The organism is Microbacterium sp. Kw_RZR3, assembly GCF_029222405.1.
In the GTDB taxonomy this organism is placed as follows: domain Bacteria; phylum Actinomycetota; class Actinomycetes; order Actinomycetales; family Microbacteriaceae; genus Microbacterium.
Map to the genome: position 1 here is coordinate 1 of NZ_JARHXC010000220.1, position 1,812 is coordinate 1,812.

Below are 1,812 nucleotides of genomic sequence, written 5' to 3' on the forward strand. Positions count from 1 at the left end.
GCGGCCCCGGTCAGATGAGCCGCTTCCGGTAGAAGATCTCGCCGTCGGCCGTCTCCTCGGTGCGGTGATACCCCTCGCGCTCGTACAGGCGCTGGTTCGCCTCGCTGAGGCCGCCCGTGAAGAGCTCGGCCTCACTCGCGCCGGCCTCACGCCCGCGTTCCTCGACGGCACCGAGCAAGAGCGTCCCGAGTCCCTCGCCCTGCTGGTCCGGTGCGATCGCGAGACGCCCGATCAGCAGCAGATCGCCGTCCCGCCGCGCGCGCACGGCACCGACGATGCGGTGATCGGACACCGCGACGCAGCCGAGGTTCTCGACGAGCTCAGCGCGGAGTTCCTCCAACGTCTGGGTCAGCGGCGGCATGTCGGGGTCGCCGTAGATGAGCGCCTCGCTCGCGAAGGCCGCGCGCTGGATCGTGAGCACCTCTCCGGCGTCGTCGGGGGTGATGGGGCGGATGCGGGGGCTGGCGGTCATGATCGCTTTCCGGGGGAGAGGTGAACAAAAGGGCGGAGATGACAACGGTCCGGGGCCACGGGGTTAACTACGATGGCTGTGGCCACCTATGAACGACTTCTTCGATACCCGCGTCCGCACCGACGACGTCGCCGACACGCTGGCGTGGCTGCAGGCTCAGTACGGGCACGTCGACGTCCAGGCCGATGACGCGTCGTTCGCCGAGCACGCGATCGGGGATGGGGCGTTCTCGTTGCGCCACCTCGACTGGGACTGTCGTGCCGAAGTCATCTACGAGGCCGATCGCTTCTTCGTGGCGACCTCCACGCCCGGATACGCCTGGAGCATCGGATCGGATGCCGGGGAGTACAGCGTCGAGCCGGGAATCGTGCAACCGGGCCAGGAGTTGACAGGCCGCCCGCAATCGACGAGGCTGCAGCTCGCCGCCTTCGATGCTGCCCGGCTCACCGAGACGGCGCGCATGATCTACGGCGATGAGACGCTCACCGTCCGGTTCGAGGGGACGGCACCCGTCTCGCGCCGGATGCGCGAGTACTGGCTGGCCACCCTGTGTTGGTCGCTGACTCAGACGCCGTTGATGGCGGAACCGCTCGTACGTGCCCACGTGTACGGTTCCCTCGCCGCCGCCACCCTCGAGGCGTTCGCCCTCGTGGGCGATCCGCGTGAGCGGCGCGCTTCGGCGATCGAGCAGGCGGCGATCTACGCCTCGGCGACCGCATGGCTGGACGATCACGCTTCGCTGCCCATCACGATCGACGACGCCGCCGCCGCGGTGGGGGCCTCGACCGAGGGGCTGCGGCGCGCCTTCGCGGCGAATGGCCAGCTGGCGCCGACCCCCGAGGCGTACCTCGCCGCGGCGCGTATCAGCGCCGCCCACGCCGATCTCGTCGCGTCCGACGCCGCGGTCACCACGGTCGCTCAGGTCGCAGCCCGCTGGGGCTTCACCGTTCCGGGGCGCTTCGCCCAGGCGTACCGCGAGGCCTACCGCGTGGATCCACAGGTGGTCCTCGATCGCTGAACCGTTCAGCGGTCGCGGTCGGTGTACTCGCCGGGGTTCTCGAGGTCCTCGCGGTCCTCTTTCCCCGACGGAAGCTCGACATCGGTGTAGGCGCCGGCTTCGTCGGCTCGTGGCCGCGATTCGGTACCGTCCGCATTCTCCCGATCGACGTACTCGCCGGGCAGATCGGAACTGCCGTGGTCGCGCTCGCGGCCGGGGAGTTGCACGTCGGTGTACTCGCCTTCGTCGGGTCCGGTTCCACGGCCTATGGTGTCGCGTTCGCTCATCGTTGGGTCTCCCGCCGTCGTGATGCTCTCGACCGTAGACCCGACTCCGCGAGGCC

The 1,812-nt window shown here is 69.6% G+C and carries 3 protein-coding genes; 1 reads left to right on the forward strand and 2 read right to left on the reverse strand.

Features of this window, described 5'->3' with window-relative positions; genetic code table 11:
• Positions 1-10 precede the first annotated feature (10 nt).
• Positions 11-472, reverse strand: coding sequence for a GNAT family N-acetyltransferase (locus P2P98_RS12100; protein ID WP_275800098.1), 462 nt, complete (start codon positions 470-472; stop codon positions 11-13).
• 88 nt (positions 473-560) lie between these two features.
• Between P2P98_RS12100 and P2P98_RS12105 the strand changes: the two genes are divergently transcribed.
• Positions 561-1,490 (forward strand): helix-turn-helix domain-containing protein, encoded by a 930-nt coding sequence (locus P2P98_RS12105; RefSeq protein WP_275800099.1) that lies wholly within the window; start codon positions 561-563, stop codon positions 1,488-1,490.
• Between the two features lie 5 nt (positions 1,491-1,495).
• Here P2P98_RS12105 and P2P98_RS12110 read toward each other — a convergent pair.
• On the reverse strand, positions 1,496-1,812 hold a 317-nt coding region (locus P2P98_RS12110; protein ID WP_275800100.1), incomplete at its 5' end, for a hypothetical protein.